1 protein-coding gene is annotated in these 598 nt (G+C 48.7%); it reads left to right on the top strand.

From position 1 onward, the window contains the following. Positions 1 to 598, top strand: a 598-nt coding sequence (locus AC6RNO_RS36760) for a hypothetical protein (RefSeq protein WP_497108445.1), incomplete at both ends; no start/stop codon positions are given.

The following is a 598-nucleotide window of genomic DNA, read 5'->3' as shown; positions in this document are numbered from 1 at the left end:
TTGATCCGATGAGCGCTGGCATCCTGGCAGGAATCGGCACGGTTGTAGAGGAAACCGTTCTGGGGTTGGCAGACTTGTTATATAAGGAATTGGATTTTGCCGTGAAGAATCCTCTAGAGGCCTTGGAGTTTGTTTCGAACCCCATCGTTTATGTAGGCAAATACTACTCCAACAAGGAGCATCGAGATGAGCTGCTGAGAACGTTGGTGGGAGTCTGGGAAGGCGTAAAGCGGGATTTCAAGGAAGACGTCATCAATGGAGATACCTATAGTCGAAGCAAATATGGAACGGAATTGGTACTTACCATAGCTTCCTTTTTCGTCGGTGGCGAGGCAGGAGCAGCTTCCAGGGCCATGCAAGCTGAAAAGTTGGCGCTGAGCGGCACGAAGTCGGTGCAGATGACAGAGATTGCAAGCATAAGCGCAAGATTCGATCAGTTTGTACGATCACTGAGTGAAAAGGGCACTACCCTGGGGAGAAGTTACACGAAGCTGACTCAGGATATGAATAAGATTTTGGATGCAGAATTTATTAACCCGTTTGCGCCGCAGAAGGCAGGAGTGTTTGGAGGTATACCTGAAACAACAACGCTAAGGGA

This window comes from Paenibacillus sp. sgz302190 (genome assembly GCF_059820445.1).
The sequence above is the reverse complement of the archived record's forward strand: the minus strand, read 5'-3'. Positions and strand labels throughout refer to the sequence as shown.